The 655-nt window shown below is 48.9% G+C and carries 1 pseudogene; it reads left to right on the plus strand.

Features of this window, described 5'->3' with window-relative positions:
- A pseudogene (locus tag SCRDD08_RS11600) lies at positions 1 to 655 on the plus strand (type VII secretion protein EssC); the annotation flags it as partial.

Raw genomic sequence — 655 nt, forward strand, 5'->3', positions numbered from 1 at the left:
CCAGCAACAAGACAGACCTATACAGCTAAAGACAGATGGTGAGGAGGTCTTCTACCAATATGGTGAGGAAGTTGGACTATTGCAGGACGGCTTGGTACTGGGGGATGCAGTCTTTTATCTGCGAGATGCCGAGCCACGAGTCTATGATCTTTTAGATCATCAGGAGCTCCATGTCGGATCTCAAAAGGGCGCTCTTGTCAAACTGGACGAAGATATCGAGCTTCTTTTGAAAAAGTCTCAAGGTAGCTGGACTCTGACACGGCTCAAGGGAGACTTTTATCGAAACAACCACTTAGAAGAAAAGGATCAGCAGATCCTCAACTTTGGTGATGAAATTAGTATTGGATCTGTGACTATCAAGGTCTATCCGGATGAAGTCTGGCTCAGAGGGTCTGCAGAGGCTGGCAGCCAGCTGACACTGAGAGAGCCCTCTCGCTACGGCTTTTACGAGGACTACCCCGACTACCATCGTTCCCCTCGGATTATCTATCGGAGCTCAGAGGAAAAAATCCAGATTGCTCCGCCAAGTAAAGAGCCTAATAAGCCTAGTGATGAGCTCTTAAGACTGATTGTGCCTCCCCTTCTTATGGTTGGGGTGACGGTGCTGATTACACTAGTCCAGCCACGGGGGATCTATATCCTGGCCACTATGGCT

This window comes from Streptococcus cristatus, assembly GCF_001578775.1.
Classification (GTDB): Bacteria; Bacillota; Bacilli; order Lactobacillales; family Streptococcaceae; genus Streptococcus; species Streptococcus cristatus_A.